This window comes from Agrobacterium sp. OT33, assembly GCF_017313365.1.
Lineage (GTDB): Bacteria > Pseudomonadota > Alphaproteobacteria > Rhizobiales > Rhizobiaceae > Agrobacterium > Agrobacterium rhizogenes_A.
On the sequence record NZ_JAFLMZ010000003.1, the window covers coordinates 196,628 to 218,505 of the forward strand.

Consider the following 21,878-nt stretch of genomic DNA (forward strand, 5'->3'; position numbering starts at 1 on the left):
CGTAAAATCAGGAAAGATTATGCGGCCCGCCTCTCAGCGGGCCGTTTGCATTTCACGCTTCACCAGAAGGACGAAGCGCGCGGTCAGCAGGACCGCGGCCGTCGAAAGGCCGATCACGAAACCGAACCAGACGCCGCGCCCGCCAAAACCGAGCGGAAAGGCCATGGTCCAGGCAAGCGCCAGGCCGATCGGCCAATAGGAAATCAGCGCCAGCATTGCTGGAATGCGCGCATCCTTCAGTCCGCGCAGCAGCCCTGCCGTCACAGCCTGAATACCATCCACCAGCTGGAAGACGCCAGCGATCACCACGAGGCTGCTGGCATAGGCGAGCACTTCCGCCGCTTCCGGCAATTTTGGATCGAGGAACCATTTCGCCAGAAAGTCCGGAACGACCGCAAACAGGATGCCGCCGCAAAGGGCAATGCCACAGGCGATGGCGTAGATCATGATCGAAGCGCGAATGAGGTTTTTGAAATCACCCTGACCGCGGGCGATGCCCACGCGCACCGTCGCTGCCTGCGACAGGCCGAGCGGGATCATGAAGGCGATGGAGGCAAGCTGCAGGGCAATGCCATGCGCCGCAAGCTGCACGGTGCCGATCTGCCCCATCAGGATCGAGGCGGCGGCAAACAGCGTCACTTCGGCAAGAATGGTGATGCTGATCGGCAGGCCAAGGCGCAGCACTTCAAAGAGCGCATGCCAGTCGGGCCGCCAGAAACGCACGAACAGCTCATATTTCTTCGTTTCCTCCCGCGTCTGCACATAAGCGACGATGAAGATGAAGCTGAAGGCATTAACGATGACGGCAACGACGGCCGCGCCATTCATGCCCATCGCCGGCAATCCGAAATGGCCGAACACCAGCGCATAGGCAAGCACACCGTTCATGACAAGCATGATGATGGTGACATAAAGAATGATGCCGGCGCGCCCGATGGCGCTGACAAGCCCGCGCAGGACATAAAACAGCAACGCCGGCAAAAGGCCGAACTTGGCAATGGCGAGATAATGGCCTGTCAGCGCCGCCACATTGGGGTTCTGCCCGAGAGAAATGAGAATGCGCTCGGCGTTGAAGAAGATCGGCAGGGCGAGCACCCAATAGGCGATAGCCACCCACATGCCCATGCGCAGCGAGCGGCGGGCCGACGTCGCATCCCCCTGCCCGTAGGCCTGGGCCACCATCGGCACCACAGCCACGGAAAATCCGGAACCGAAAATGAAAACGACAAAGAAGAACTGTCCGGCCAGCACCATGGCCGCCAGCTTTTCCGCGCCCAGCTGGCCGACGATGACCATATCCGTGGTATGGATGCCAAGCTGCGCGAGTTGCGCGCCGATAAGCGGAATTCCCAGCGCAAGCGTAGCCTTGAAATGCGAAAACCACGACCCCGATCCGGACGGAACGGTTCCTGCAACAACCGACGAAGACATTGTAATTCACCTGAACCTTGGCCGTTGCCCGCGAATTGCGCAACGGCAGCCCGGTGATGAATAAAATATTCCCTTCCTGCACGCAACCTTTGCGCATGAATGATCAAAATTTGCGCAGGCAGGCAAAACATTTCCGGATCGGGCGAAACGGCGTGGAATTGAACAAATTTAGCCGAATTTTACCATTTCACCTTATCAATTAGAACATCGCTTAGTTCTTTTAAATCATAAGCTGCATGACGCAGAATATTCCCGCCTTTGAGGCATGTCTTTCCCACCATCTTCCAAGATAACCCAACCGGGCATATCTGGTTTCAAGGACGTGTAGCTTGCAAAAAAAATCAAACCTCATGACGCGCATTCTGTTTGCCGCGTCATCACTGGTCGTTGCCGCCTTTGCCGGCTTTTCCTTCTATATCGACAGCCTTCAGCACCGGGTCACGACGGAAGCGGTGGCGGAGAACATCGATTCGTCCGGCAAGCAGGCGGCACAGAGCATCGCCAACTGGCTGAACGGTCGCATCATGCTGACCGACACGGTAGCAAAAACGCTCGCCAAGCTTTCCGATGACGATGCGAAGGTGCAGTTCCTGCAGAACGATGTGCTGACCGCACAGTTCATGTCCACCTATTTCGGCAATGCCGAAAACGGCGTCTTCACCACATTCCCGAAAACATCGCTGCCGGAAGATTATGACCCGCGCAAGCGTCCCTGGTATCTGGACGCGGTCAAGGCCGGCAAGACGGTTCTGACCGAACCTTACAACGATGCATCGACCGGCGGCCTCATCATCACCGCCGCCATTCCGGTTTCTGTCGACGGCAAGCTGGCCGGCGTAACGGGAAGCGACTTCTCGCTGGATTCGCTGGTGACGATGATCAAGTCGGTGGATGCCGGCCAGGACGGATATGCCTTCCTCGTCAGCAAGGACGGCAAGATTCTCATCCATCCCGATCCGAAATTCGTCGACAAGCCGCTGACCGATCTCTTCAAGGTCGATACACCGGCGATTTCCTCGGCAATCTCGCAGACCCAAATCGACGGCAAAGGCAAGATCACCAGCTTCATCCCGGTTGCCGGCCTGCCTTCGGTCGACTGGTATCTCGGATTCGTTGTCGATTCCGATGTCGCCTACAGCGCGGTCGGCCAGTTCCGGCTGGCGGCAACCATTGCCACTGTCCTTGCAGCCGCAATCATGATCGCCCTGCTGGCAACCGTGCTCTCGCGCTTCATCGTCCGCCCCGTCACGCAGATGACGTCGGCCATGGAAGGCCTTGCAGCCGGCAATCTCGATGTCGCCATTCCCGGTCAGGAACGCACCGACCAGATCGGCTCGATGGCCGCGGCCGTTGCCGTATTCCGGTCGAATGCCATGGAACGCCTGCGCCTTGAGGGCGATGCCGAAGAAAACCGCACGCTCTCCGAACAGGAGCGCAACGAACGCGAAAAACTGGCGGCAAAAGACGCGGCGGACATCCAGTTCGCGGTCGATTCGCTTGCCCTGGGACTGGCGCATCTTTCGGAAGGCGATCTCAATTACCGCATCGATACGCCCTTCGTAACCCGCATCGACCGCCTGCGCGACGACTTCAACAATTCCGTCGCCAAGCTGAACGCAGCGCTCAGCACCGTCGGCCAGAACGCCCGCGCCATCGACGCCGGCGCCGGCGAAATCCGCCAGTCGGCGGACGATCTGGCGCGACGCACCGAGCAGCAGGCGGCCTCCGTGGAAGAGACCGCAGCGGCGCTTGAGGAGATCACCACGACGGTCAAGGATTCCGCCCGCCGCGCGGAAGAAGTCGGTCGTCTGGTCGACCGCGCCCGCAGCAATGCCGAACAGTCCGGCATCATCGTCGAAGATGCGGTTCGCGCCATGGAGGGCATCGAAAAATCATCGTCCGAGATCGGCAACATCATCGGCGTGATCGACGAGATCGCCTTCCAGACCAACCTTCTGGCACTGAATGCCGGCGTGGAAGCTGCGCGTGCCGGTGAAGCCGGCAAGGGTTTTGCCGTCGTCGCACAGGAAGTGCGCGAGCTTGCCCAGCGTTCCGCCAATGCGGCCAAGGAGATCAAGACACTGATCAACGCCTCGACATCGCAGGTGCAATCCGGTGTCGATCTCGTCGGCAATGCCGGCAAGGCGCTGGAAACCATCGTCCGCGAAGTGCAGGAGATCAATCGCCACATCGACGCCATCGTGACCTCGTCGCGCGAACAGTCGACCGGCCTTCAGGAAATCAACACCGCCATCAACACCATCGATCAGGGCACGCAGCAGAATGCCGCCATGGTCGAGGAACAGACGGCCGCAAGCCACGGGCTCGCCTCGGAAGCGGCGGCGCTCAACGAGCTGCTGGCACAATTCCAGCTCGCTACGGCCACGCGGCGGAAGGCGGAATATGGGCGGGCTGCTTAGGGACAGAACAATATTGGCCGGATCGCTACTGCAACCAGATCACGGCCGACAGTCACCCACTCTCGACGTCATCCTCGGGCTTGTCCCGAGGATCCAACCACGTCTCGTTTAAAAGATACGTCGCAGATGCTCGGGACAAGCCCGAGCATGACGGAGGCGAGGTCTTGCGCCTTTCTCACCCTCATGGCTGGAGCGATCCGGCCATTTTTTTGTCCACCCTCATAATAGTCGGTTCCCGCCACTCCCACGATCCGCTAGAGCTTGATCGATCATGATCATGCGGAGGGATTCATGCTGGAACTGATTTGGCGCGGCATTGCCATGGGCATTGGCGGCACCGTGTTTATGGATATATGGGCAATCGTGCTGCACCGGTTCTTCGGCCAGTCCGCGCCAAACTGGGCGCCGGTCGGCCGCTGGTTCTGGCATGTGCCGAAAGGCCGGATATTCCACGACAGCATTGCTACGGCGGAGCCCTATGAGCATGAACTGGCGCTCGGCTGGATTTCGCATTACGCCGTCGGCATTGTTTATGGCGTCATTCTCGCACTGGTGGTCCCGGCCGCGTGGTTTGCCAATCCCTCCTTCATTGAGCCGTGGATCGTCGGCATCATAACGGTCGGCGCGGGCTGGTTCCTGTTGCAGCCGGGGCTCGGCATTGGCTGGGCGGCGTCGAAGACGCCCAACCCGAACAAGGTCCGCTTTCTCAACCTTGTTGCCCACACGGTTTTCGCCCTCGGCATGTATGCCGTGGCGCTTTTGATGCGCTAATGAAAAAGGGGGCTGAAAAGCCCCTCTCCTGTCCGGTTCTCAGATATTTGCCGAGAAGGTGTCGCAATCCTCGACACGGCCGCTCTGGAAACCGCGCTTGAACCATTCCATGCGCTGCGCCGAGGTACCGTGGTTGAAGCTGTCAGGCACCACATAGCCCTGCGTCTGCTTCTGCAGCGTATCGTCGCCGATCTGGTGGGCGGCATTCAGCGCTTCCTCGAGGTCGCCGGTTTCGAGAATGCCCTTCTGTTCGGTGAACTTGCCCCAGATGCCGGCATAACAATCCGCCTGAAGCTCGACACGCACGGACATTTTGTTGGCATCCACCTGGCTCATCGACTGGCGGCGGCGGTTGAACTCCGGCAGGACGCCGGTCAGGTTCTGGATGTGGTGGCCGACCTCATGCGCAATCACGTAAGCCTGCGCGAAATCGCCGGCCGCGCCGAAGCGCTGGTCCAACTCCTTGAAGAAGCTGGTGTCGAGATAGACCTTGCGGTCACCCGGGCAATAAAACGGGCCGCTGGCGGCGGAAGCATAACCGCAGGCGGAAGACACCTGTCCGGAGAACAGAACCAGCGTCGGCTTCTGATAGGTCTGACCGGCGGACTGGAAAATGCCACTCCACGTATCTTCCGTCTCGGCCAGCACGGTGCGCACGAAAGCCGTCGTCTCGTCCGACGACTGGCCCTGCGGACGCGTGCCCGCCTGCTGGCCGCCGGATTGCTGCGTCGTACCGCCGCCATCCAGTGAAATATCGCCGCCCGAAAGCAGCGTCAGCGGATTGATACCGAGCACCCAGCTTATCAGCAGGATGACAAGAATGCCGCCAATGCCGATACCGCCGCCGCGCCGCCCGATCGGCACACGCATTCCACCACGGGAAAAAGGATCGTTGCCCGACGGCCCCGATCCCGCCGACATGCCGCGCCGGTCCTCGATATTGTCCGACTGGCGGCGCCCTCTCCATTCCATGCTATTCTCCCGGCGGATATCGCCTTAACAAGCTGCCTTATAACGGCACTATAATACATCTTGTTCCGGAAGGAAGCAGAGGTGGTAAACGGAGTCTGTCATGCGGCTCTGCGTCTTTGTTTCAGCACGGCCAGAAACAGGAAGGCAAACACGAGGGCGCCGGCGGAAAGGGCCGCAAAACCAGCCTTGCCGTCTCCGAAAGCAACTTCATGCATGATGCGTCCCGGAACAAAGGTGAAGCCGCCTGCAATCACGATACCGCCGAGATAAACGCTCTGCATGATCCGCATATGACGTGCGATATCGCCGCGCCGCGCAAAATAGACCGATTGCAGACAGCCATAGAGGGTGAAGATGGAGAGCAGGTGGATCGGGCTGAAACCGTAAAACACCTTCAATTCATGGATGAAGAAGGTCGAAACTGATGTCGTGACCATCAGCACCACCCAGATCTTGCCCAGCAGCCGGTGGATGGCGGTGCCCTTGGGGCGCAGGAAAATGAAGGCCCCGAGAATGGCTGCGGGCACAACGGTGGCGACATGGAATTGCACGGCAAGCGGTGCGTCTAACAATGGCTGGAGTGACATGGGTGCTGTTTCTGCTCTGTTGAAATCACCGGCAATTTCGGCAAAACATGCGCTCAGGAAAAACCGATTGGCGCCATCAGCAGGAAAATTTCGTGGATCACCCGTATCTGCAATCCACGCTTCGTGAAATGCACGCCATCCTGCAATCGCGCAGGCTGTGGCTGACATTTCTTGCCGTGCTGGCGATCTTCATCGTGACCGGGCCTTTCGGGACGAGCGAAACCATGAGTTTCGCCGACCGACTGCTTTACTGGACAATCATACAGGCTGGCGCCTGGACCTTTGCCATATCCTTTTCCATCATCGCCAACCGCGTCTTCGCCGATAGCATCAGGAATATGCTGGCGCGCATGATGATCGGCTCGCTGGCGGCAGCCCTGCCGATCGGATTGCTGCTGACTATCACCAACCGGGTCTTTTCAGGCGCGGAAATGGGTTTCGGACCCTTTGTGCAGAGCAGCCTGTCGTCCCTGCCTCTTTGCGCCATCTTTTGCCTACTGAGCTATCTCACCGCCAGCCAGTCGCTTGAAACAGCGCCAATCGCCGCAACGGACATAGGCAAAAACACCGCATGCGAAGTGAAAAGCACCGCGCCGCTGCTGGAGCGGCTACCACCGCAAAAGCGCGGAGAATTGCTGCGGCTGTCAGTGCAGGACCACTATACTGAAATCGTCACCACGCGCGGGCATCAGCTCGTTCTGCTGCGTTTTTCCGATGCGCTGAAGGAAGTCGGCCAGACGGAAGGCTTGCAGGTGCACCGGTCGCACTGGATTGCCGATGCCGACGCCGTCTCGCTGCGCAAACAGGCCGGTCGTCTGCATGTCATTACAAGAGACGGCACGGAAATCCCCGTCAGCCGCTCCTATAATGCAGCGGTACAGGCCCGTTTTGCGGCCCTTGCCCCTGCCCGTTAAGAGTTTCTGTCGATTCCGGAATTTATGGGGTTCCGTTCTCAAAAACATTTGCCTATAAGCCGCTTCTAGCCTGAAAACATTTGAATTGCGCTCCCCGGCCGGTGATCTTCCACCCTGGCCGGTGTTTTGCGCAACCAAAAAGCGGAACGAGAGAGCCCATGCCGAAGCGCCAAGATATCAAGTCCATCCTCATCATCGGCGCGGGACCGATCGTCATCGGTCAGGCATGTGAATTCGACTATTCCGGCACGCAGGCCTGCAAGGCGCTGAAGGAAGAGGGTTACCGGGTCATTCTGGTCAACTCCAACCCGGCAACGATCATGACCGATCCGGGCCTTGCCGACGCCACTTACGTCGAGCCGATCACCCCTGAGGTCGTGGCCAAGATCATCGCCAAGGAGCGCCCGGATGCGCTGCTGCCGACCATGGGCGGCCAGACCGCGCTCAACACCGCGCTCTCTCTCAAGCGCATGGGCGTTCTCGACCGCTACAATGTCGAAATGATCGGCGCCAAGCCGGAAGCCATCGACATGGCCGAGGACCGCGCCCTCTTCCGCGAAGCCATGGCCCGCATCGGCCTTGAAACCCCGCGCTCGATGCTCGCCAACGCCACAGAAATCAAGGACGCCGACCGCAAGAAGCACGAGGCCGCCCGCACCGAACTGAAGGGCAAGCTTTCCGGCCCTGAACTCGACAAGGCGCTGGACGATCTCGAAAACCAGTGGAACCTCGGCGAAACCGACCGCAAGCAGCGTTACATGGCCCATGCCATGGCGATTGCCGCCCAGGCAATCGATCATGTCGGCCTGCCCGCCATCATCCGCCCGTCGTTTACGCTCGGCGGCACCGGCGGCGGCATTGCCTATAACCGCTCGGAATTCTTCGATATCGTCTCGGGCGGTCTCGACGCCTCGCCGACGACGGAAGTTCTGGTCGAAGAATCGGTTCTCGGCTGGAAGGAATATGAGATGGAAGTCGTCCGCGACAAGGCGGACAATTGCATCATCATCTGCTCCATCGAAAACATCGATCCGATGGGTGTCCACACGGGTGACTCGATCACCGTCGCGCCGGCGCTGACCTTGACCGACAAGGAATACCAGATCATGCGCAACGCCTCGATTGCGGTGCTGCGCGAGATCGGCGTGGAAACCGGCGGCTCGAACGTGCAGTTCGCCGTCAACCCGAAGGACGGCCGCCTCGTCGTCATCGAAATGAACCCGCGCGTGTCGCGCTCCTCTGCTCTGGCCTCCAAGGCAACCGGCTTCCCCATCGCCAAGATCGCCGCCAAGCTCGCCATCGGCTACACGCTGGATGAGCTTGAGAACGACATCACTGGCGGCGCGACACCTGCTTCCTTCGAACCGTCGATCGACTACGTCGTCACCAAGATCCCGCGTTTCGCCTTCGAAAAGTTCCCCGGCGCGTCCCCGATCCTCACCACCGCCATGAAGTCGGTCGGCGAAGTCATGGCGATTGGCCGCACCTTCGCGGAATCGCTGCAGAAGGCGCTGCGCGGCATGGAAACCGGCCTTACCGGTCTCGATGAAATCGAAATCCCCGGCTACGAGGAAGGCGAAGGCTCCAAGAACGCCATCCGTGCCGCCATCGGCACGCCGACGCCCGATCGCCTGCGCATGGTCGCCCAGGCGCTGCGTATGGGCATGAGCGAAGAGGAAGTCCACGAAAACTCGAAGATCGACCCGTGGTTCATCGCCCAGTTCAAGGCCATTGTCGACATGGAAGCCCGCATCCGCGAGCATGGCCTGCCGCAGGATGCCGAAAACCTGCGCATGCTCAAAGCCATGGGCTTCTCCGACGCCCGCCTCGCCAGCCTGACGTCCAAGCGCCCGAAAGAAGTGGCCGAGCTGCGCAACAGCCTGAACGTTCGCCCGGTCTTCAAGCGCATCGACACCTGCGCTGCCGAATTCGCCTCGCCGACCGCTTACATGTATTCGACCTATGAAATTCCCTTCGTCGGCGCGGCCCGCTCGGAAGCGCAGGTTTCCGACCGCAAGAAGGTGGTCATCCTCGGTGGCGGCCCGAACCGTATCGGCCAGGGCATTGAGTTCGATTATTGCTGCTGCCACGCCGCCTTTGCGCTGAAGGATGCCGGCTTCGAAGCGATCATGATCAACTGCAACCCGGAAACGGTTTCCACCGACTACGACACCTCCGACCGCCTCTATTTCGAGCCGCTGACGGCCGAAGACGTGATCGAGATCATGCGTGCCGAACAGGAAAAGGGCGAGCTGGTCGGCGTCATCGTGCAGTTCGGCGGCCAGACGCCGCTGAAGCTCGCCGAAGCGCTGGAAAAGAACGGTATCCCGATCCTCGGCACCGCGCCTGACATGATCGACCTTGCCGAAGACCGTGACCGCTTCCAGAAGCTGTTGATGAAGCTGGATCTCGCCCAGCCGAATAACGGCATCGCCTATTCGGTCGAGCAGGCGCGCCTCGTAGCCTCGGAAATCGGCTTCCCGCTGGTCGTTCGCCCGTCTTACGTTCTGGGTGGCCGCGCCATGCAGATCATCCATTCGGAAGGCCAGCTGCAGACTTACCTGCTCGACACGGTTCCGGGCCTCGTACCCGAAGACATCAAGCAGCGTTACCCGAACGACAAGACCGGCCAGATCAACACCCTGCTCGGCAAGAACCCGCTGCTTTTCGACAGCTACCTGACCAACGCCGTCGAAGTCGACGTCGATGCGCTCTGCGATGGTGAAAACGTCTTCGTGTCAGGCATCATGGAGCATATCGAAGAAGCCGGTATCCATTCGGGCGACTCGGCCTGCTCGCTGCCGTCCCGTTCGTTGAGCAAGGAAACCCTTGACGAGCTGGAGCGTCAGACAACGGCACTTGCAAAAGCGCTGAATGTCGGCGGCCTGATGAATGTGCAATATGCCATCAAGGACGGCACGATCTACGTTCTCGAAGTCAACCCGCGCGCCTCGCGCACCGTGCCATTCGTTGCCAAGACCATCGGCGCGCCGATCGCCAAGATCGCTGCCCGCGTCATGGCCGGTGAAAAGCTCAATACGGCGATTGCCGCCTATGGCGAAAAGCCTGATCCGCGCAACCTGAAGCACATTGCTGTCAAGGAAGCCGTCTTCCCCTTCGCCCGCTTCCCCGGCGTCGATATCCTGCTCGGACCGGAAATGCGCTCGACCGGCGAAGTCATCGGCCTCGATACGGATTTCGCGCTGGCCTTCGCCAAGAGCCAGCTCGGCGCCGGCGTCGACCTGCCCCGCTCCGGCGCGGTCTTCGTCTCGGTGCGTGATGAGGACAAGGAAGGCGTTCTGCCCGCCATCCGCATTCTCGTGGAAAGCGGCTTCAAGGTGCTGGCCACCGGCGGCACCCAGCGTTTCCTCGCTGAAAAGGGCATCAACGCCGAAAAGATCAACAAGGTGCAGGAAGGCCGTCCGCATATCGAAGACGCCATCCGCAACCGTCAGGTCCAGCTCGTCATCAACACCACCGACAGCAACAAGGCGATTTCGGACAGCAAGTCGCTGCGCCGCGCGACGCTGATGCAGAAGGTGCCTTACTACACGACGATGGCCGGCGCGGAAGCGGCAGCGCTTGCCATCAAGGCGCTGAAGGCCGGCAATCTGGAAGTGAAGCCGCTGCAAAGCTACTTCCAGTAAGCGCGCCGCGGAAAATCCGCGCCATCATGTGCTGAATGAAAACGAAACGCCGCGGCCCGCCATGCCCGCGGCGTTTTGCATTGCGTAATCCCGCTGCAATCCGTTTCCGATATCGGGAAGACGTCATTCCCACATGAGGCCCGTGATGTCCCTGTCCACCACCGAAAAACCATCCTCAGCCAATGGCGGTTACATCGCGCCGGCGCGCGTCATCCCGATCATCAGGATTCATGCTCCCGTCGATGCAACTCCGGTGGCCAACACCACCATCTTGCGGAGTTGAAGCCATGGCTGGACGTCCGCCGGGACCAGAGCGGGTGGCTTTTCCGCTGCGTATCGAACCCGCAATATTGAACGTGATCCGTCACACCGCGAATGGAGAACTGCGCAGCATCAATGCCCAGATCGAGATTCTGCTGAAAGAAGCCCTGCACCACCGCGCCGCAGCGGATGAGGTAAACGCGCGGCAGGACTAGACCCGAAAACCTGCCCATGGCCTGAAGAACAATGCGGTGCGGGCTTACCGAAGATCGCAGGAACCAGCGGCTGACCTCAAGCCGCCAGCGCCTCGCGCACACAATTGCGGCCCTCGCTCTTGGCACGGTAGAGGGCGCGATCCGCCATGTCGGCCAAGGTCAGGAGATCGCAACGCATCTCGCCGCTGGTCGCAACGCCGATACTGATCGTCACGCCAACGCGCAGGCCACCGCAATCGACTTCGTTCAGCGCCACGGCATTACGGATACGTTCGCCGATCATGGAGGCTTTCTGCACACCCGCACCCGGCAGGTAGATGATGAATTCCTCGCCGCCATAACGCGCCAGCACATCGCCACCACGGATACTACCGCCAATGCGCTTTGCGACTTCCTGAAGAACGCTGTCGCCGACAGCGTGCCCGAAACGGTCATTGATCGATTTGAAGTGATCGATATCGAGCAACATGGCCGCATCGGCGGGATCAGGCACCGCCGGCATGGCCTGGAAAAAGAACCGCCGGTTTTTCACCCCTGTCAGCGGATCGGTATTGGCGAGAACCAGCAGTTTCCGCTCGGAGCGCTCGGCCACCAGCATCATCACGAACAGCGCAATGGCGAAGTTGAGCATGATGATAAAGAAAAATGCGTTGACCAGATTGATGGTGGCGTAATCGGGGAAAAGCATGCTTTTCAGCACTGACAGCGAGATCAGGCCGGAAATACCGGTAATCGCGGCCAGCGCCAGACGGGACAATAACGGTTCCCTGCGCCATCTGGCGAGAAGCACGCCCGCGCCCGCAAGATAGGCGAGCGCCGCGCAGCCATTGAACAGGGCGGCGCGATAGGCATTGTTATCCGCAACCTGAAATGCGGTAATGACCGCCATCAACGCGACGAGACAGAGGGGGACAATGGTGCCCCGCCCCGTGGAGCGGCCGTCGCTCAGAACCTTCAGACCGAGCCAGATCAGCGAATAGCCCGCAATGCCGAAGACGACGCTGCCGAGTTGCCACAAGACCGGCGAAACGATTCCCCATTCACCGTAACCGGCAAGCGTGGAGCCTATCGCCATGGCCGCAAAGCCGCCTGCCAAGGGGATCGCCCCCCGCAAACCGCGATTGGTCATCTTCAGATAAACAAAACTCATGAGACCCACGACATAAGAGCATTTCTGCATCAATATGACTGTCGCGAGATCGAGTTCACCCAGCATAATAGGCCCACGCAATAAATAAATCTAACCGCATCAATTATAATCTTAAGTATAAAATTTCAATAAAAATAAAAAATCAACAAATTGTAAATTAAATCATCAAAATTTAAAATATCAATAAATTATAATGTATGAATTCGAAATGTAACTTATTCGAATAATCTTATAAACTCCATATCTTTTTTGAATCGGAGAATTTCCTGCTCCTTCGCCAGCGCATCCGGCAGGCGCAACAGATAGGATGGATGCACCGTGACAAAAAGCGTCCGCCCCTCCTGCAAGGGAAGAGGACGACCACGAAGCTCGGTGAGCTTCTCCTTGCCGCCGGTCAGCGCATAGAGCGCGGTCGCACCCATGGCGACGATGAGCTTCGGTTGAACCAGCGCGATTTCCTGATTGAGCCACCAGCGGCATTGCTGCACTTCGCCCGCATCCGGCCTCCGGTGGATGCGCCGCTTGCCGCGTGTCTCATATTTGAAATGCTTGACGGCATTGGTGACGTAAAGCTGTCTGCGTTCCACCCCGATCTCACCAAGCGTCCGGTCAAACAGCCGGCCTGAGGGACCGACGAAAGGTTGCCCGGCAAGATCCTCGTGGTCACCGGGCTGTTCGCCGACGATCATGACATCCGCATTTTCCGGCCCCTCGCCGAAAACCGTCTGCGTCGCCCTGCAATGCAGGGGGCATCGCGTACATTGGTCAGCCTGCCGCTTCAATGAGGAAAGCCCGTCGGCCGGCGCTGGCGGAGGCACTTCCCGCGCCGCGGCCGCCACGGCCTGCAAACGATGGTGAAACGGCTGCGGCTGGCTTGCCTGCCTGGCCGCCATGTCGAGCACCCGTGCTTCCGCGCCGAGAACAAGGCCGGGAATGAGTTCCGCTTCAGGCAGGTTCTTCCAGTATTTCTTCGGCATCTCCGCCGTCATCGCCTTGATTTTCAGGCGAGCCGGATTGAAAATATTGGCATAATAGGTCCGCCAGAGATCATCCGTTTCATCCGTCAGATCGGGTTTGACTGCCGTCTCCCGCGACGTCTGCAGCACGCTTCCGTCCCATCGCGCCGACCCTTTCGGCGTCGCGATCAACCAGTCCATGTCGGTGAAGCGCCGCTGGAAAAACGGCGCCGCACGCTCGACGATGAAATGATCCGGCTCGAACCAGGCGACAAAGCGCCGTCGCCCGCCCTGCCCCTGTGGCAACGGCAATTCCTTGAAACGAACGAAGGCCGTCATCTTGTGACAATCGCGGCGAACGGATTTTTCGAGCAGTCGCGCCTGCGAAACATCCGCATCGGACTTGAACTGCAGCAGGGCGCGATCCTGTCCCAGCCGCCACAACAGCCGGTAAAGCAGCGCGAAACGACCCCGATCACCGTGGCAGATCACAGCCTGCGCCAGTGCCACGAAAGAGGCGGGAACAGAAACCCGGGCAGCATCCGCGGGCGCCACCGGCAAGGGCTCGCCGGTACAATCCAGAAGTCCGGCCCCGTCATCGCGCAACCGCCAGTCAATTGCCTCGGGCGGTATGCTGGCGGCAAGCGCCGCGCGCGCGGCATCGCGCCACTCGCCGAAATCACCCCGCCCTTCGAGAACCGGGCCATATGTCACAACAGCGACAATTGTTCGGGCTGCGGCGCAAACATCGCCCGCAGATCCGGTCGTTCGGTCAGCTTGCCGGGTGTCCAGCCCTCCGCCACGATAAAGGCTTTCACCTTCTTGAGGGACACGCCGAAGCGGGCAATATCCTCCAGCCGCAACCGGCGGAAGCGCCGCGACGACAGGATGGAGGCGACCGTCTTCGTACCGAAACCCGGCACGCGCAGCAGCATCTCCCGATCCGCCACGTTGACATCCACCGGGAAACGCTCGCGATGTTTCAGCGCCCAGGCAAGCTTCGGATCGATATCGAGATCGAGCATGCCATCACCGCCAGTCGCGGTTATCTCGCCAATGTCGAAACCGTAAAAACGGTAAAGCCAGTCGGCCTGATAAAGCCTGTGCTCGCGCATCAGGGGCGGCTTGATCAGCGGCAGGTTCTTTGAGGAATCCGGAATGGGGCTGAAGGCCGAATAATAGACGCGCCGCAAACCGTAACTGCCATAAAGCCGGGCGCTGGTGGAGAGAATGGTGCTGTCATCAGCACCGTCCGCGCCGACGATCATCTGCGTGCTCTGCCCGGCGGGCGCGAAGCGCTTGGTCCGGCGCGTGCGTACCGTCGGCTCCCCCGCCTCCTCGATCTTCAGGCGTATATCGGCCATGGAGCGGCGAATATTGGCGGGCTGCTTTTCCGGCGCGAAACGGCCGATGCCGCTATCGGTGGGCAATTCGATATTGATCGACAGCCGGTCCGCGTAAAGCCCCGCCTCCTCTATGAGTTTCGGCGATGCTTCGGGAATGGATTTCAGGTGGATATAGCCCCGAAAACCATGCGTGACACGCAACTCCCGCGCCACACGCACCATCTCTTCCATCGTGTGATCTGAGGAACGGATGATGCCGGAGGACAAAAACAGTCCCTCGATATAGTTGCGCCGATAAAATTCCAGCGTCAGCCACACCACCTCCTCGGCGGTAAACCGTGCCCTCTCCACATTGCTGGAGGAGCGGTTGATGCAATAGGCGCAATCGTAAATGCAGAAATTGGTGAGCAGGATTTTCAGGAGCGAAATGCAGCGCCCATCCGGCGCATAGGCGTGGCATATGCCCGAACCCTCCGTGGAGCCCAGCCCGCCTGACGCTGCGGAGTCGCGTTTCACCGTGCCGCTCGACGCACAGGACGCATCGTATTTCGCCGCGTCAGAGAGAATGGCCAGTCGCTGCCTGATTGACTTCTTCATAATAATGTTCACTATATGTTCCATTGAAAAATGTCAATCATATCGCTTAAGTCAATGAATAGACACGGGAATATGCCCTCCTCAAATTTGCTGGCATTTCGCTGTCGTCTTCTGATATAGTCGGCTCAGTTATGATTTTGGCATGGTTCCGGAGTTCCTCTCCGGAACCTGTTTCTTTTTGTGTCTGCAAGTAAAGCGACCGGAATGCGAAGGATAAAAAAATGGTAGAAAAAGTACCGATGACTCAGGGTGGATTCGTCAAGCTGCAGGAGGAGCTGCGCTGGCGTCAGCAGGAGGAACGCCCCCGTATCATCGAGGCGATTGCCGAAGCGCGCGCCCATGGCGACCTTTCGGAAAACGCCGAGTACCATGCTGCCAAGGAAGCCCAGAGCCACAATGAAGGCCGCATCACCGAACTCGAAGACCTGACCGCGCGCGCGGAAGTCATCGACCTTTCCAAGATGTCGGGCTCAAAGATCAAGTTCGGCGCCACCGTGAAGCTGGTGGACGAGGACAGCGACGAGGAAAAGACCTATCAGATCGTCGGCGACCAGGAAGCCGATGTGAAAGCCGGCCGCATTTCCATTTCCTCGCCCATTGCCCGTGCCCTGATCGGCAAGGAAGTCGGCGACAGCATCGAAGTCAACGCCCCGGGCGGTGCCAAGGGTTACGAAATCCTCGCGGTACAGTGGGGCTGATTGCCTTCGCCAGCAATGCGCCCCACGCGGGCGCATTGCTCTCTGACATATAGAACTGCCAATCCAGCCGCAGAGACGGAAGCCCATCTTGTCCCACATCAGTCTGAAAGATGTGCAGGTGCTTGCACCGAACTTCAAGCGCAGGCTTTCCGGCGTTACCTCCACCATCGTTCAGCTCATCCCGGTGCAGAACCGGCTGGGACAGAAGGTAGCCGTTATCGGCCCCGGCCTGCCGCCGCATCTGCCGCATGTGCGCTTTCGCGATCTGTGGCATCTGTGGCAAAACGGCCCGCTCGGCGGCCCGCGCATCTGGCACGCCCGCCGCAATCTGGAAATGCTGCCGGGCATTTTCATGCGCGATGTGCTGCGCATGAAGGTGAAGCTGCTGTTCACCTCGGCGGCACAGAGGCGGCATTCCGCCTATACCCGTTTTCTGATTTCGAAGATGGATGCCGTGGTTGCGACCAGCACCCGCTCCGGCTCGTTTCTGGAAGTGCCCCATGGCGTCGTCATGCATGGCGTCGATACGGACCTGTTTCACCCGGCAACTGGCCCGGAAGATACAATCGCGGCGACAGGACTGCCGGGACAATATCTGATCGGCTGCTTCGGGCGGGTGCGCCACCAGAAGGGCACCGATCTCTTCGTGCGCGCCATGATCGAACTTCTGCCCCGCCACCCGCAATGGACGGCCGTGGTTTCCGGCCGCGTGACGGCGGAACACAAGGCCTTTGGTGACGCGCTCAAGGCCGATGTCGCCGCCGCCGGCCTTTCCGACCGCATCGTGTTTCAGGGCGAAGTCGATGACATCAAGCCCTGGTACCGGCGGCTGACGCTTTATGTCGCGCCGTCGCGCAATGAGGGTTTCGGTTTGACGCCGCTTGAGGCCATGGCGTCGGAAACCGCCGTCGTCGCCAGCACTGCCGGCGCTTACGAGGAAATGATCGTCAAGGGTGAGACCGGTGCGGTTGTTGAAGCGGGTGACTATGCGTCGCTGAAAGATGCGATAGAGACCTATCTGGCCGACCCGGCTCTGGCGTTGAACCATGCCCGTGCCGGACTTGCGCATGTGCGCACCCTATTCCCGCTGGAAAAAGAGGCGACAAGCCTCGGTGCGGTCTATGACGCGCTACGGCGCGGATAGGGCGCGCAAGGCTGCCGCCGTTCAGATTTCCACCAGACCAACGCGTTTCACCTGACGGATGGTGAGCATGGTGCGCACCGTATCGACATTCTCATCCGCCGTCAGAACCTCGATGACGAAATCCTGAAATTCGGTCAGGTTTTTCGCCACACAATGCAGCAGGAAATCGCTTTCGCCCGAGACCATCCAGGCCTGACGCACCAGCGACCAGCCGGCGGTCGCCGCCGCAAAGGCCTTCAGGTTGCTGTCCGACTGGCGCTTGAGGCCGACCATGCAGAAGGCGACGAGATCAAAACCCAGCTTCGGCGCGTTCAACATGGCGTGATAACCCTCGATCACACCCGCCTCTTCCAGCTTGCGGACGCGCCTGAGGCAGGGCGGAGCGGAAATACCGACCCTTTCGGCCAGTTCCACATTGGTCATGCGCCCGTCGCGCTGCAATTCGCGCAGGATTTTCAGATCGATGGCATCGAGTTCGACGCTGGTCACGGAGAAGTTCCTCGTTAAGCCGTAGAAGTTCCTTGTACTATTCGGCACGGGATTCGCAACAATATGCCGCCAGCGGGTCACAAAATTGCGCGCGCATCCACAACTGCCTTGTTGGTAACGCAAGGCTGCCCTTGAATAAAGGCACTAGACAACCTTAAATACCTGCCAACGAAGGGGTTGTGGCCCGTCCGCCGTCCTGCGGCTGGAAGGCCCCCGACCAAGAGACCCCGCTATTGAGAAGGAATGTTTCCATGTCTGCCCGCCACACGAAGGTATTGATCATCGGCTCCGGTCCCGCCGGCTATACGGCGGCGATCTACGCGGCCCGCGCAATGCTGAAACCCGTGCTGATTGCCGGCATGGAACAGGGCGGCCAGCTGATGATCACCACCGATGTCGAAAACTATCCGGGCTTTGCCGATCCGATTCAGGGCCCGTGGCTGATGGACCAGATGCTGAAGCAGGCAACCCATGTGGGCGCGGAAATCGTCAGCGACCTCGTCACCGAAGTTGACACCACGACCCGGCCTTTCGTGGTCAAGACCGATTCCGGCCAGGTCTGGACAGCCGACACGCTGATCATCGCCACCGGCGCCAAGGCCAAGTGGCTCGGCATCGAAAGCGAGCAGCATTTCCAGGGCTTCGGCGTTTCCGCCTGCGCCACCTGCGACGGTTTCTTCTATCGCAACAAGGATGTGATCGTGGTCGGCGGCGGCAATTCCGCCGTGGAAGAAGCGCTTTATCTCGCCCATATCGCCAGATCCGTGACAGTCGTGCATCGCCGCGACAGCTTCCGTTCGGAAAAAATCCTGCAGGAACGGCTGTTTGCCAAGGAAAACGTCAAGATTCTCTGGAACACCGAAGTCGCCGAAATCACCGGCGCACCCGCAAAGCCGCCAATGCCGCCTTCCGTCTCGGGCGTGAAGCTGCGTGACACCAAGACCGGCGCGATCAGCGACATGCCCATCGACGGCGTCTTTGTCGCCATCGGCCATGCGCCGGCGGTCGAGCTCTTCAAGGGCAAGGTGAAGCTGAAAGACAACGGCTATATGTGGACCGCTCCCGATTCCACGGCAACCGACGTGGAAGGCATCTTCGCGGCCGGCGACGTCACCGACGACATTTACCGCCAGGCGATCACCGCCGCCGGCATGGGCTGCATGGCCGCCCTCGAAGCAGAACGTTATCTGACCGCGCAGCAGCCGCTTGCGGTAGCAGCCGAATAACCGAAAGGCAGGGTGGGCATGGCAATGCCATTGGACTGGGATAAACTGCGCATTTTTCATGCCGCCGCCGAAGCAGGGTCTTTCACCCATGCCGCCGACAAGCTGCATTTGTCCCAGTCGGCCATCAGCCGTCAGGTCAGCGCGCTGGAGCAGGATGTCGGCGTCAAGCTGTTCCATCGCCATGCCCGCGGCCTGATCCTGACCGAACAGGGCGAATTGCTTTATCGCACCGCCCATGACGTGCTGCTGAAGCTCGAAACCGTCAAGATGCAGCTCACCGAAACGACGGAGAAGCCGAGCGGCAAGCTGCGCGTGACAACGACGGTCGGTCTCGGCCAGGGCTGGCTGACGGACAAGGTGCAGGAATTCCTGCAGCTCTACCCGGAAATGTCGATCCAGCTCATCCTCGACAACGAGGAGCTGGACGTGAACATGCGCCACGCCGATTGCGCCATCCGCCTGCGCCAGCCGCAGCAGTCGGACCTCATCCAGCGCAAGCTGTTCACGGTGCACATGCACGTCTATGCCGCGCCGTCCTATATCAACCGCCATGGTGAGCCGCAGTCGGTCGAAGATCTCGACAATCACCGCATCATCTCCTTCGGCGAACCGGCGCCCAACTATCTGCTGGATGTCAACTGGCTGGAAAACGCCGGGCGTTCCTCAGACAATACGCGCACGCCGCATCTGCAGATCAACAGCCAGACCTCGATCAAGCGCGCCTGCCTGCTGGGAATCGGCATTGCCTGCTTGCCGGATTATATCGTCGGCCGCGATCCCGGCCTCATCCAGCTGTCGCTCGCCGCAGATATTCCGTCATTCGATACCTACTTCTGTTATCCGGACGAGATGAAAAACGCCGCAAAGCTGAAAGCCTTCCGCGACTTCATCGTCGCCAAGGCGCGCAACTGGAACTTCTGACGTAAAAATAATCGACGCTCAGAGACAATCATTTAAATTCAAAGACTTATAAAGGTACAGGCAAGAGGGGCGCGCAGGCACCCCTCTTCAGCATTGCACATAAAATATACCGGAAATATCGAGGTCTGCGCGGCTTGCATGCCTGACCTGCACAAAAAAGAGTTGTTTCCTGCACAAAAAAGCACCATATCGCTCTCAGCTGATGCACACGGTGGCTTTTCCTCCCAGTTCCACCGCATCAGCTGTTCCCCTCTGGAGGTTTTTGACCTTCACACTTAAAGGGCCCTGGATCCTTCCGGCGGCCCTCTTTTTTTACCCGCAAGAATTTTCTCCATTTTGGCGAAATATCGCATGATGCAACCTTGTTTTGCATTATCGCCCCTCCCATATTTCAATTGGCTGTCACGCTCGCCCAAGGCACGCGACAGCTGTTCCCCTCTGGAGGTTTTGACCTTCAAACTTATCAGGCCGCGGAAATATCCAGCGGCCTTCTTTTTTACCGCTACCGCCGAAGCAGCCTCACGGATACGTGACTTGTATATCGACAATCATCGATATAAATATCGCTCATGCCAGATATTGAAGAAGCACCGATGAACCCGGAGGAAATCCTCAAAGCCCTTTCGCACCCCGCAAGGCTGAAGTTTCTTGAATGGCTGAAAAGCCCCGAAAGCCATTTCTGCCAGGACCATCCGCTGAGCATGGGGGTATGCGCCAATCAGTTCCAGATCAGCGGCCTGTCCCAATCCACCGTCTCGTCGCATCTGGCGGTGTTGCAGGCGGCCGGGCTGATAAGGTCGAAGAAAGTCGGGCAATGGGTGTTTTTCGAACGGAACGAAGAAACCATCGACGCTTTCCGCAATTATCTGCAAGCCAATCTCTGAGCCTCCCAAGCTTTGAGCCCCGGGGTGCCGGACCGGAAACCGCAAGGCGGTTTTCTGGCCGGCACCCGCAAAAAGACAGCGCGCCTGCCGCGCAATTTCGCCAACCGACCAGAAAGTGAAGTCGCATGACCAGTCTTTTCGAACCGGCACAGGCCGGCGATATCGCACTCGCCAACCGTATCGTCATGGCCCCCCTCACCCGCAACCGTTCGCCGGGTGCAATTCCCAACAATCTCAACGCCACCTATTACGAACAGCGCGCCACAGCGGGATTGATCGTCACCGAAGGCACGCCGATTTCCCAGCAGGGTCAGGGTTATGCCGATGTTCCCGGCCTCTATAAGCGGGAAGCGATCGAGGGCTGGAAAAAGGTCACCGACGGCGTGCATTCGGCAGGCGGCAAGATCGTCGCGCAGATCTGGCACGTGGGCCGCATTTCCCACACCTCGCTGCAGCCACATGGCGGCCAGCCGGTTGCCCCTTCCGCCATCCCCGCCAAGTCGAAGACCTATATCATCAATGATGACGGCACCGGCGCCTTTGCCGAAACCTCCGAGCCCCGCGCGCTCACCATCGACGATATCGGCCTCATCCTCGAGGATTACCGCAGCGGCGCACGCGCAGCGCTGGAGGCCGGTTTCGACGGTGTCGAAATCCATGCCGCCAACGGTTATCTGATCGAGCAGTTCCTGAAATCCAGCACCAACCAGCGCACAGACGATTACGGCGGCTCGATCGAAAACCGCGCCCGCTTCCTGCTGGAAGTTGTCGATGCGGTGGCGGAAGAGATCGGCGCAGGCCGCACCGGCATCCGCCTTTCGCCGGTCACCCCTGCCAACGACATTTTCGAGGCCGATCCTCAGCCGCTTTATGATTACGTGGCCGAACAGCTCGGCAAGCGCAATCTCGCCTTCATCCACGTTGTGGAGGGGGCAACGGGCGGCCCGCGTGATTTCAAGCAGGGCGACAAGCCCTTCGATTACGCGGCTTTCAAGGGCGCTTATCGCAATGCCGGCGGCAAGGGCCTGTGGATCGCCAATAATGGCTATGACCGTGGGAGCGCCATCGAAGCCGTGGAAAGCGGCAAGGTCGACGCTGTGGCCTTTGGCAAGGCCTTCATCGCCAATCCGGATCTGGTGCGCCGCCTGAAAAACGACGCGCCGCTGAACGAGCCGAACCAGCCGACCTTCTATGGCGGCGGCGCCGAGGGCTATACCGACTATCCGGCACTTGGCTGATAGTCGATAAA

Annotated in this window: 19 protein-coding genes; 12 read left to right on the forward strand and 7 right to left on the reverse strand. The window is 59.5% G+C overall.

Annotated features, from left to right (window positions below; genetic code table 11):
• Positions 1 to 33 precede the first annotated feature (33 nt).
• Positions 34 to 1,431: an MATE family efflux transporter gene (locus tag JZX88_RS08485; protein ID WP_065113822.1), complete on the reverse strand. Its 1,398-nt coding sequence runs from the start codon at positions 1,429 to 1,431 to the stop codon at positions 34 to 36.
• A 329-nt stretch (positions 1,432 to 1,760) separates the two neighbouring features.
• Here JZX88_RS08485 and JZX88_RS08490 point away from each other — a divergent pair, with 329 nt between their 5' ends.
• Positions 1,761 to 3,851 (forward strand): methyl-accepting chemotaxis protein, encoded by a 2,091-nt coding sequence (locus JZX88_RS08490; protein ID WP_206913269.1) that lies wholly within the window; start codon positions 1,761 to 1,763, stop codon positions 3,849 to 3,851.
• Positions 3,852 to 4,142: 291 nt separating this feature from the next.
• Entirely contained in the window at positions 4,143 to 4,622 is a 480-nt protein-coding gene (locus tag JZX88_RS08495) for a DUF2938 domain-containing protein (RefSeq protein ID WP_110756440.1), read from the forward strand.
• A gap of 39 nt (positions 4,623 to 4,661) precedes the next feature.
• On the opposite strand, the gene JZX88_RS08500 is transcribed toward JZX88_RS08495, so the two are convergent.
• Entirely contained in the window at positions 4,662 to 5,594 is a 933-nt protein-coding gene (locus JZX88_RS08500; protein ID WP_065113825.1) for a neutral zinc metallopeptidase, read from the reverse strand.
• Between the two features lie 98 nt (positions 5,595 to 5,692).
• Complete coding sequence (locus tag JZX88_RS08505; RefSeq protein ID WP_206913270.1) at positions 5,693 to 6,181, reverse strand: DUF2306 domain-containing protein; 489 nt, start codon at positions 6,179 to 6,181, stop codon at positions 5,693 to 5,695.
• A 92-nt stretch (positions 6,182 to 6,273) separates the two neighbouring features.
• Between JZX88_RS08505 and JZX88_RS08510 the strand changes: the two genes are divergently transcribed.
• The 4 genes from JZX88_RS08510 (at position 6,274) to JZX88_RS08525 (ending at position 11,218) form a co-directional block, all read left to right on the forward strand.
• Positions 6,274 to 7,095: a LytTR family DNA-binding domain-containing protein gene (locus JZX88_RS08510; RefSeq protein WP_371741107.1), complete on the forward strand. Its 822-nt coding sequence runs from the start codon at positions 6,274 to 6,276 to the stop codon at positions 7,093 to 7,095.
• Positions 7,096 to 7,253: 158 nt separating this feature from the next.
• The gene (carB, locus tag JZX88_RS08515) at positions 7,254 to 10,742 is read left to right on the forward strand and encodes a carbamoyl-phosphate synthase large subunit (RefSeq protein WP_065113828.1); all 3,489 of its coding nucleotides are present in this window, start codon (positions 7,254 to 7,256) and stop codon (positions 10,740 to 10,742) included.
• A gap of 145 nt (positions 10,743 to 10,887) precedes the next feature.
• Positions 10,888 to 11,025, forward strand: coding sequence for a hypothetical protein (locus JZX88_RS08520; RefSeq protein ID WP_206913273.1), 138 nt, complete (start codon positions 10,888 to 10,890; stop codon positions 11,023 to 11,025).
• A gap of 4 nt (positions 11,026 to 11,029) precedes the next feature.
• A complete protein-coding gene (locus JZX88_RS08525; protein ID WP_065113829.1) occupies positions 11,030 to 11,218 on the forward strand; it encodes a hypothetical protein in 189 nt (62 codons plus the stop codon).
• Between the two features lie 76 nt (positions 11,219 to 11,294).
• Here the strand turns inward: JZX88_RS08525 and JZX88_RS08530 are convergent, their stop codons facing one another.
• The 3 genes from JZX88_RS08530 to JZX88_RS08540 all read right to left on the reverse strand — a co-directional run bounded on the left by JZX88_RS08530 (position 11,295) and on the right by JZX88_RS08540 (position 15,267).
• The gene (locus JZX88_RS08530) at positions 11,295 to 12,434 is read right to left on the reverse strand and encodes a GGDEF domain-containing protein (RefSeq protein ID WP_206913523.1); all 1,140 of its coding nucleotides are present in this window, start codon (positions 12,432 to 12,434) and stop codon (positions 11,295 to 11,297) included.
• 149 nt (positions 12,435 to 12,583) lie between these two features.
• Positions 12,584 to 14,038, reverse strand: coding sequence for a UdgX family uracil-DNA binding protein (locus tag JZX88_RS08535; protein WP_206913274.1), 1,455 nt, complete (start codon positions 14,036 to 14,038; stop codon positions 12,584 to 12,586).
• Complete coding sequence (locus tag JZX88_RS08540) at positions 14,035 to 15,267, reverse strand: putative DNA modification/repair radical SAM protein (protein WP_142857081.1); 1,233 nt, start codon at positions 15,265 to 15,267, stop codon at positions 14,035 to 14,037. Before JZX88_RS08540 ends, JZX88_RS08535 begins: the two co-directional genes overlap by 4 nt.
• A 221-nt stretch (positions 15,268 to 15,488) precedes the next feature.
• On the opposite strand from JZX88_RS08540, the gene greA reads away from it, so the two are divergent.
• Positions 15,489 to 15,965, forward strand: a complete 477-nt coding sequence (gene greA / locus JZX88_RS08545; RefSeq protein WP_003522847.1) for a transcription elongation factor GreA — start codon at positions 15,489 to 15,491, stop codon at positions 15,963 to 15,965.
• Between the two features lie 88 nt (positions 15,966 to 16,053).
• Positions 16,054 to 17,109, forward strand: coding sequence for a glycosyltransferase family 4 protein (locus JZX88_RS08550; RefSeq protein WP_206913275.1), 1,056 nt, complete (start codon positions 16,054 to 16,056; stop codon positions 17,107 to 17,109).
• A 21-nt stretch (positions 17,110 to 17,130) separates the two neighbouring features.
• Here the strand turns inward: JZX88_RS08550 and JZX88_RS08555 are convergent, their stop codons facing one another.
• Positions 17,131 to 17,598, reverse strand: coding sequence for an Lrp/AsnC family transcriptional regulator (locus JZX88_RS08555; RefSeq protein ID WP_020811379.1), 468 nt, complete (start codon positions 17,596 to 17,598; stop codon positions 17,131 to 17,133).
• Between the two features lie 251 nt (positions 17,599 to 17,849).
• On the opposite strand from JZX88_RS08555, the gene trxB reads away from it, so the two are divergent.
• The 4 genes from trxB (at position 17,850) to JZX88_RS08575 (ending at position 21,867) form a co-directional block, all read left to right on the forward strand.
• The gene (gene trxB, locus JZX88_RS08560) at positions 17,850 to 18,824 is read left to right on the forward strand and encodes a thioredoxin-disulfide reductase (protein WP_065113834.1); all 975 of its coding nucleotides are present in this window, start codon (positions 17,850 to 17,852) and stop codon (positions 18,822 to 18,824) included.
• 24 nt (positions 18,825 to 18,848) lie between these two features.
• Positions 18,849 to 19,745, forward strand: coding sequence for a LysR family transcriptional regulator VtlR (locus JZX88_RS08565; RefSeq protein WP_034498849.1), 897 nt, complete (start codon positions 18,849 to 18,851; stop codon positions 19,743 to 19,745).
• 593 nt (positions 19,746 to 20,338) lie between these two features.
• The gene (locus JZX88_RS08570; RefSeq protein WP_003513408.1) at positions 20,339 to 20,629 is read left to right on the forward strand and encodes a helix-turn-helix transcriptional regulator; all 291 of its coding nucleotides are present in this window, start codon (positions 20,339 to 20,341) and stop codon (positions 20,627 to 20,629) included.
• A 125-nt stretch (positions 20,630 to 20,754) separates the two neighbouring features.
• Complete coding sequence (locus tag JZX88_RS08575; protein ID WP_110756025.1) at positions 20,755 to 21,867, forward strand: alkene reductase; 1,113 nt, start codon at positions 20,755 to 20,757, stop codon at positions 21,865 to 21,867.
• The last annotated feature ends 11 nt before the right edge of the window (positions 21,868 to 21,878 follow it).

Bases quoted from the DNA above. Each gene is read 5' to 3' on its own strand.
- JZX88_RS08540 (WP_142857081.1), bottom strand. From the start codon at position 15,267: ATGAAGAAGTCAATCAGGCAGCGACTGGCCATTCTCTCTGACGCGGCG.
- JZX88_RS08520 (WP_206913273.1), top strand. From the start codon at position 10,888: ATGTCCCTGTCCACCACCGAAAAACCATCCTCAGCCAATGGCGGTTAC.
- JZX88_RS08530 (WP_206913523.1), bottom strand. From the start codon at position 12,434: ATGCTGGGTGAACTCGATCTCGCGACAGTCATATTGATGCAGAAATGC.
- JZX88_RS08525 (WP_065113829.1), top strand. From the start codon at position 11,030: ATGGCTGGACGTCCGCCGGGACCAGAGCGGGTGGCTTTTCCGCTGCGT.
- greA (WP_003522847.1), top strand. From the start codon at position 15,489: ATGGTAGAAAAAGTACCGATGACTCAGGGTGGATTCGTCAAGCTGCAG.
- JZX88_RS08500 (WP_065113825.1), bottom strand. From the start codon at position 5,594: ATGGAATGGAGAGGGCGCCGCCAGTCGGACAATATCGAGGACCGGCGC.
- trxB (WP_065113834.1), top strand. From the start codon at position 17,850: ATGTCTGCCCGCCACACGAAGGTATTGATCATCGGCTCCGGTCCCGCC.
- JZX88_RS08485 (WP_065113822.1), bottom strand. From the start codon at position 1,431: ATGTCTTCGTCGGTTGTTGCAGGAACCGTTCCGTCCGGATCGGGGTCG.
- JZX88_RS08565 (WP_034498849.1), top strand. From the start codon at position 18,849: ATGCCATTGGACTGGGATAAACTGCGCATTTTTCATGCCGCCGCCGAA.
- JZX88_RS08495 (WP_110756440.1), top strand. From the start codon at position 4,143: ATGCTGGAACTGATTTGGCGCGGCATTGCCATGGGCATTGGCGGCACC.
- JZX88_RS08505 (WP_206913270.1), bottom strand. From the start codon at position 6,181: ATGTCACTCCAGCCATTGTTAGACGCACCGCTTGCCGTGCAATTCCAT.
- JZX88_RS08570 (WP_003513408.1), top strand. From the start codon at position 20,339: ATGAACCCGGAGGAAATCCTCAAAGCCCTTTCGCACCCCGCAAGGCTG.
- carB (WP_065113828.1), top strand. From the start codon at position 7,254: ATGCCGAAGCGCCAAGATATCAAGTCCATCCTCATCATCGGCGCGGGA.
- JZX88_RS08575 (WP_110756025.1), top strand. From the start codon at position 20,755: ATGACCAGTCTTTTCGAACCGGCACAGGCCGGCGATATCGCACTCGCC.